The sequence below is a fragment of the Synechococcus sp. 'PEA 65AY6A-5F PE A' genome (assembly GCF_047462575.1).
GTDB lineage: Bacteria > Cyanobacteriota > Cyanobacteriia > Thermostichales > Thermostichaceae > Thermostichus.
Genome location: NZ_JAOALE010000001.1, coordinates 149,117 through 156,029, shown reverse-complemented (window position 1 = coordinate 156,029; position 6,913 = coordinate 149,117). Strand labels below are relative to the sequence as shown.

Below are 6,913 nucleotides of genomic sequence, written 5' to 3'. Positions count from 1 at the left end.
TATCCATCAATCCCCATGCAAATCCCACCCAATCCTAAGGATCCGATGAGCTTGGACTCACCTCATCAATGGTGGAGTGGAAGCCCAGCAAATCGGTCATCCTCCGTCAAAGCAGAGCTTAGGGTAATGGACAGCCTCATGATGAATCGATTCTGGCTAAAAAAACTTGAGCGGATCCCGCCAAAAGGACAGCGCCTCGCCGCAAGGAGGGTTCAATCCACAACCGCAGGCCCTGGGGGCGGGGAGGAACGTTAATGCCCAGGCAGATTGTAATTGATGAGCAACACCGCGTCGCTGCTGTTTTTGCCGAAGACCAAGTCCAAGAGCTGATCGTTGCCAGTGGCACCTACCAGGTGGGAGACGTCTACGTCGGGATCGTCGAGAACGTCCTGCCCAGCATCGACGCTGCCTTTGTCAACATTGGCTCCGGCGAACGCAACGGGTTTATTCACGTCAGCGACCTAGGCCCGCTACGCCTCAAGCGCAACCATGCCTCCATCTCGGAGCTGGTTCTGCCACAGCAAAAGGTGCTGGTGCAGGTTATGAAGGAGCCCACCGGCAACAAAGGGCCACGCCTCACCGGCGATCTGGCCTTTCCAGGGCGGTACTTGGTGCTGCGACCCTACGGCAAAGGGGTTCATCTGTCCCGCCGCATCGAGGATCGGGAAGAACGCAATCGCCTCAAGTCGCTGGCTATTTTGATCAAACCCCCCCAGATGGGCCTGTTGGTGCGCACCGAGGCCGAGGGGGTGTCTGAAGAGGCGATGATCGAAGACCTGGAGCAATTGAAAAAGCTCTGGGAGGATATTCAACAGCAGTATCAGGCGGCACGGGGTCCGGGGCTGCTCAGCCGAGATGACGATTTTATCCAGCGAGTGCTGCGGGATGTCTACTCGGAGGACGTCAACCGCATCGTTACCGACTCGCCGGCAGGGGCGAAGCGGGTGCGTAGCTATTTGCAAGGTTGGAACAAGGGCCAGATGCCGCCCGGTGTTGTGGTCGATGCCCACCGCGAACCCACCCCCATCCTGGAGTATTTCCGGGTCAATGCAGTCATCCGGCAGGCGCTGCGACCCCGGGTGGATCTCCCCTCCGGCGGCTACATCGTCATTGAGCCCACCGAAGCCCTGACGGTGATCGATGTCAACTCTGGCTCTTTCACCCAATCGGCCACCTCTCGCGAGACAGTGCTGTGGACCAACTGTGAGGCGGCTACCGAGATTGCCCGTCAACTGAGGCTGCGCAACATTGCCGGCGTGATCGTGGTGGATTTCATCGACATGGATTCCCGCCGCGACCAGTTGCTGGTTTTGGAGCACTTCAACAAGGCCCTCTCCAGCGACAAAGCTCGCCCCCAGGTGGTTCAGTTGTCGGAATTGGGGCTGGTGGAGCTCACCCGCAAGCGGCAGGGGCAAAGCCTTTACGAGATCTTCGGCCACTCTTGTCCTACTTGTGAGGGGCTAGGGATCCTGGCCCGCCTGCCAGGAGCTGAGCCAGGACGGCTGTTGACGGTCGAAAGTGGCCTGCCGGTAACGTTGCCCACTGAGGGGGAGGACGGTTCCAGCCCAAGCCTGCTCCAGGAGGGCGACTCGCAGCGGGCGGGCCTGCGGCTGGGGAGCAATGGGGTGTCGCGAACCGAAGGCCGTGTCTCCCTGAGCCGCTCCCGTACTGCCCCAGAACAGCGACCGGATCTGGAGGAATCGCGAATTGAGGTGGGGCGCAAACGCTCCCGCGACGAGTGGGTGGATCCCCGCGTAGGCCAGCGCCCGGTTTCCCGGAGCGGAGAGGCAGAAGGGGGCAGTCTGGAGGTGCCTGGGGAAGATCTCTTGCAGCCGGCAGGGGGCGGGGCGGAGCAGAAGCGCAAAGAATCCCGGCGTCCCAGCCGGGGAGAAGATGGGGAAGAGCAGGGCTCCCACAGAGACCAGCCTACCGCGGGGCGATCCGCTCGCGCCGGTGGGGTGGAGTCCTCAGAAAGCCGTCCAGCCCGGCAAGCCATTACTGTGGAGATGACCCCCTTGCAACAGCGGGTCTACTCAGAGTTAGGGCTGTCGCCGCTGTTGCTTCTGGATCAGCCACCGCCCTCGGGCCGCGACACGGTGGTTATGGTGGCCCTGCCGGGCACTGTAAAGATGGCCAGCCCGGAAGAGGCGGAGGCCGGTGCAACTTCTGCCAACGGCACGGCGGAGACGGTTGCCCCTGAAGCCGCAGCTTTGCCGGAGCAGGAGCCGGTAAATACTCTTCCCCCGCCAGCACCCTCCGAGCCGCAAACTCCTCCGCCTGTATCATCGATGGCGGAGCCGCCGGCAACGGTGACGCCCCAGGAGGTAGTCATCGACCCGTCTCAGCAATCTCCGGCGGCCTCCAGACGACGGCGCTCCCGCAGCAGCTAGCCGGCCCGCTGAGCCCGGGAGCAAACCTCGCCGTTGGTCGGTTGGCTCGGTCAAGAGGATGGTTAGCTCCGGAGTTGGGGGTGTGGACAAGGTGGTGCAGCCCAGCCTGAAGTGGGAGGGATCCCTGTGGCAACAGGGGATGCGGCGGGTGGCAGGCGTGGATGAGGTGGGGCGGGGGGCCCTGGCGGGGCCGGTGGTGGCGGCGGCGGTGATTTTGCCGGCCCATCTGGATCCGGAGGCGCTGTCAGGGGTGAGAGACTGCAAACAACTGCGCCCGCCGCAGCGCGCCCACTGGGCGGAGCGGATTGCCCAAGTAGCCCTGGCCGTAGGCATTGGCAGCGCCTCTGCCGCCGAGATCGACCAGCTCAACATTCGCCAGGCCACGCTGCTGGCCATGCAACGAGCTCTGGCGCAGGTGGGGGAAGTGGAGCACATCCTGCTGGATGGGTTGCCGTTGGCAGAGCTGGGATCCCGGCAGACGGCCCTGGTCAAAGGGGATCAGCTTAGCCTCTCCATCGCCGCCGCTTCCATCGTGGCCAAAGTCTGGCGGGATACCCTGATGCAGAGCTGGGATCACCAGTACCCCGGCTACGGCTGGCGCACCAACGTCGGCTATGGCACGCAGGAGCACCGACTGGCGCTGCAGCGCTTGGGGCCAAGCCCCCAGCACCGCCGTAGCTTTGCCCCCCTGCGAGACTTGCAGGCAGGCGAAATTGGAGGGTAGGATAGAGTCCACGTACTGCCCACGTAGCTCAGCGGACTAGAGCACTGGGTTCCGGTCCCAGGGGTCGGAGGTTCGAATCCTTTCGTGGGCGTTTCTTCCAGAAGCAGACAGCGAAGGAGCATGACTCTAGTCAATAATAAGCTCAACTATACTGAAAATAATGTATAACATGTTCAGTACGGATTACTACCAGTTGATCTTTCTGTTTACTTTCGAGTCTGCCAACATGGTAGCCAAAGCAAAGCAGAAAATTGGTAGTAAGACGACACGGAAACTGCGCTTTGGGTATTCTACTCAAAGCTTTGCGGGATACCGCCATTCTGTTTGGAAACAAACAGAATGCTATCGCTGCATAGTTGAACAGTGATGTTCAGCAGTGTTCAGCGTAAATGTATCAGCACTTCTCTCAGCAGGATCTGGATCTAAGCCTTAGCTAGGGGCTCGCAGTGGGTTCTGGTAGCACATAAACGGACTCCACCTGGCCTCCTGCTGCTGGCACGGCCTGGATGGTGCCTTTTTCGATGTGATAGATGACTTTTTCTGCTTGCAACTGATTTTCCCCTTGGCGGATGGTGACCTGGCCCTCCAGCTCGATCCGCTGCTCCCGGCTGTAGTACACCGCTCTCTGGGCGCGGGCCGTGAGGCGCTCGGCGGGAAAGCTGAGGGTGACATTGCCGGTGGCTACAAACACCCCCGTGTTGGCATTGGCCTCCTGGACATCGGCGCTGATGCTGAGGGCACGCGGGTTTTGCCCCCAAGCCAGGCTGGGGATCGCCAGCAGCAGCGCCACCCCCACCGCCCAGGCTACCCCCCTTAGCTGGCACCTGTTTTTCTGCTCAAGGTCGATCCCGACCGCCATGCGCATCACCCCAATCAAACCACCCCACCTGCCAGTCTAGCCCGGGATCCCTGGCCCCGCTGGCGGGGCAGCGCGTTAGTCCTTACCATTTCCTCCCTTGGGCAGGCCTTGGGCCAGTTGCTTTTCCAGCTCGCTGACCCGCTGCAGTAACTGGCGGTTGGTTTCCAGCAGCTCGCGGGCTTGGCTGCTGAGATAGGGATCCGATTCCCACCAGTTGATCCCAATCTCCTTGGCCTTGTCCACCGAAGCGATCAGCAGCCGAATGCGCACATTGAGCAGCTCCACATTGCCCACCGAAACGGTGATATCCCCGGCGATGACAATCCCCTTGTCCAAAACCCGCTCCAAGACATCGGCCAGAGAGGAGCCATGCGTTGCCGTGGCCAGGGGTTGAGAGGTAACAGGCACAGAGAATTTCCCTCCAAAGTGTGCGAAAGCATACAAATATCAGCCGGGCAGTTGATCCAGCAAATAGTTGAGCACCTGGGCTCCTTCCTCGTAGCGCTTGCCGGCCCTGGGCAACAGCACGTCGGCGCACAGAGCGCGAAAATCGGCATTGTCCTTGCTCACCGCCAGCTCGTGCTCCTTGACAATGCGTCCGATCATCAGACAACTGCGCAGGCTGGGGTGGCGGGTCAGATCCAATTTGCGGCGAAAAGCGCGGACGATGTGGACGATCTTGAGCGCATCAGGGGCAGAGAGACCGATGCGCGCGGTGAGGATCTCCTTTTCGGTCTCGATATCCGGCTCGCCGATATCGATGGTGATCATCCGATCCAGCAGCGCATCCTGGGCCTTGTGAACTCCGGTGTATTCCTCTGGGTTGGAGGTGAAGATGGCCCGGAACTGGGGATGCACCCGCAGATACTCTGAGCGGTTGCTGTCCGGCGGCAACACCAGCAGCCTCTCTTCCAAAGCGCTCAGGAGGGCGTTGTTGGCCTCCGGGCGGGAGCGGTTGAACTCGTCGTAGATGAGGGTGAACCCCTCGCGGCAGGCCAAGGTGAGGCGGGCATCCACCCAGCGCTGCTGCACATCCTCCTCCGTCTTCACCACCGAGTGGATAAAGTTGTCCACCACCCGCCGATGGGTAAAGCCGGTGCGCCCCCCGATCAGGTCGGAAGAATCGAAGCGATCGTCGCCGTAGATCAGCATGATGGGACGGCCCAGCAGGCTAGCCAGATGCATCGCCAGGGTAGTCTTGCCCGTGCCCGAAGGGCCCCGCAGATGCACCGCAAAACCCGATTGCAGATAGCGCAAAGCGCGGCGGGTAATCCGCTCGATGTAAGGAGTGTTTACGAACTGGCGGGGACGCGCCTGCAGAACCGTGGCCATAGCAATACCCAACTCTCAATTGCCTTGACGCTCTTGCCTCGACTATAGCGGCAACGGTCTTCTTGCGCTCACAGGTGTTAGGCCGGGATCAGATGGCAACCGTCGCTGACACCATACGCCGCAAGGTGGCCAGGATCTCGGAGGGATCCACCCCCAGATCCACCGCACCGCGGGCCAGCAGATCCCGCACCCGCTCCCGATCCCCGATCACCTGCAGCAAAGTTAGATCGGGAGCCTGCGCTTGCAGGTTGGTTACATAGTTGTTGACGTAGGCCATGATGCGATCCGAACTTGCCTCCTGCGGGGGCGCGGGCCGAACTGGAGCAGGTTCAGGTGGTGGCGGAGTCACCACAGGCTGAGGGGGAGGAGGAGCCGCCTCTTCTGAGACCGCAACCACAGGCTTTGGCAGGGAAACCTCAGCCGAAACCGTTTTCGAGGCATTGGCCGAGCTCTCAGACTTTTCACCTTCCAAGCCCTCAGAAGGGATGATGGGTTGGGCCTCTGGGATCCCATTCCCCCAGACCTGCTCGTGCAACGCCCTGCGGAAAGCCGCCAAAGCTTGCCGCAGAGCCTGGGCCTCTGCCCGCTGATCCTGAGCGACCTGAGCCAGCTCCTGCCGCGCGAGCTGCTGCAAAGCCTGTACCCGCTGCCGCAACTCAGCATAAAAAGACTGGCGAGCTTGTCGAGTTTGGCCGGCCATGGTCTGCCGGGCCTGTGCACAGGTGCTCAGCAATCTCCCCACCGTCGCTGTCAAGTTGGCTTGAAAAGTCTGCAGCTCCTGCTGCTGGGCCTGCGATTGGGCGGCTCGCTCTTGAGCCATGCGGGAGAGAAGCTCCGCCACCGCTTTGACCCGCTGGGCCACAGCCTCCATGCGAGAATGCTCGTCCAAGGCCCGCTGCGCCGCCCGGCTCTGGTTGAAGCTCTTCAGTTGCCTACGGGTTTGCTCCCTCTGTTGCCGGATTGCCTCTTGTCGTTCCCGGCGGCGTTGCTCCAGCTCGGCTATCAGAGCTCGGTGCTGCTCCAGACGCTGCTGCCGGGATTGACTGAACAAACTTTGATTCTGGGCCACCTGTTGGTTGTGGGCCATGGCCCACTGTTCCCGCAAACTCATGGCGCTCCCTCTCTCCTGTTGGTTTTTACTTTGACACTCCCACCGCCTAAAGGCGGGGGATTCTTACGCAGTCCACAAAAGAACCCGTAACGGCGTTGTCAAAGCGCCTCTAGACAGTTCCTTCACGCAAAGCCCCAAGGTTCTGCTGACTTTCTTAAGCAGGTTGGCGGCAGCATTTGCCTCAGCGTTGACCAACCACCCCTTTGCCGTTTGGTACAGGCCCCGCTTGACACGCTTTCCAGAGGGTCTCCACCCGTCGGGTTTTTCACCATAACTAGGTAGCCCATCTCCATCTAGGAAGCTTGCCTGTGAGCTGTACGCCTCCTCTACCTCAATAAATTCAATGCCATAATGCTGACTACCCTTTTGTGTGGGTCAGGGGCACTACGGCCTTTTTCCCTTCTCCCAGATAGCTGGCTTCGGCACTTGCGTGGCAATGCAAACCGGCAGGCCGCACAAGTCCTCCACCTGGGAGCGGGAATAGCCGGGCTGTTGGT

At 61.0% G+C, this 6,913-nt stretch carries 6 protein-coding genes and 1 tRNA gene; 3 read left to right on the top strand and 4 right to left on the bottom strand.

Features of this window, described 5'->3' with window-relative positions:
- Positions 1-254 precede the first annotated feature (254 nt).
- From GG26_RS00785 to GG26_RS00775, 3 genes are all read left to right on the top strand, one after another.
- Positions 255-2,390: an Rne/Rng family ribonuclease gene (locus tag GG26_RS00785; protein ID WP_414388410.1), complete on the top strand. Its 2,136-nt coding sequence runs from the start codon at positions 255-257 to the stop codon at positions 2,388-2,390.
- Positions 2,391-2,448: 58 nt separating this feature from the next.
- Positions 2,449-3,114 (top strand): ribonuclease HII, encoded by a 666-nt coding sequence (locus tag GG26_RS00780; RefSeq protein ID WP_414388408.1) that lies wholly within the window; start codon positions 2,449-2,451, stop codon positions 3,112-3,114.
- Positions 3,115-3,131: 17 nt separating this feature from the next.
- A tRNA-Arg gene (locus tag GG26_RS00775) sits at positions 3,132-3,205 on the top strand.
- Positions 3,206-3,547: 342 nt separating this feature from the next.
- Here the strand turns inward: GG26_RS00775 and GG26_RS00770 are convergent.
- The 4 genes from GG26_RS00770 to gvpC all read right to left on the bottom strand — a co-directional run bounded on the left by GG26_RS00770 (position 3,548) and on the right by gvpC (position 6,416).
- On the bottom strand, positions 3,548-3,979 hold the full coding sequence (locus GG26_RS00770; protein ID WP_228375437.1) for an LptA/OstA family protein: 432 nt from the start codon (positions 3,977-3,979) through the stop codon (positions 3,548-3,550).
- 69 nt (positions 3,980-4,048) lie between these two features.
- Positions 4,049-4,381, bottom strand: coding sequence for a gas vesicle protein (locus GG26_RS00765; protein WP_414388405.1), 333 nt, complete (start codon positions 4,379-4,381; stop codon positions 4,049-4,051).
- Positions 4,382-4,420: 39 nt separating this feature from the next.
- On the bottom strand, positions 4,421-5,305 hold the full coding sequence (gene gvpN, locus GG26_RS00760; protein WP_011429714.1) for a gas vesicle protein GvpN: 885 nt from the start codon (positions 5,303-5,305) through the stop codon (positions 4,421-4,423).
- 88 nt (positions 5,306-5,393) lie between these two features.
- Positions 5,394-6,416 (bottom strand): gas vesicle protein GvpC, encoded by a 1,023-nt coding sequence (gvpC, locus tag GG26_RS00755; protein ID WP_414388402.1) that lies wholly within the window; start codon positions 6,414-6,416, stop codon positions 5,394-5,396.
- Positions 6,417-6,913: the final 497 nt, after the last annotated feature.

Bases quoted from the DNA above. Each gene is read 5' to 3' on its own strand.
- GG26_RS00785 (WP_414388410.1), top strand. From the start codon at position 255: ATGCCCAGGCAGATTGTAATTGATGAGCAACACCGCGTCGCTGCTGTT.
- GG26_RS00780 (WP_414388408.1), top strand. From the start codon at position 2,449: ATGGTTAGCTCCGGAGTTGGGGGTGTGGACAAGGTGGTGCAGCCCAGC.
- GG26_RS00770 (WP_228375437.1), bottom strand. From the start codon at position 3,979: ATGCGCATGGCGGTCGGGATCGACCTTGAGCAGAAAAACAGGTGCCAG.
- gvpN (WP_011429714.1), bottom strand. From the start codon at position 5,305: ATGGCCACGGTTCTGCAGGCGCGTCCCCGCCAGTTCGTAAACACTCCT.
- gvpC (WP_414388402.1), bottom strand. From the start codon at position 6,416: ATGAGTTTGCGGGAACAGTGGGCCATGGCCCACAACCAACAGGTGGCC.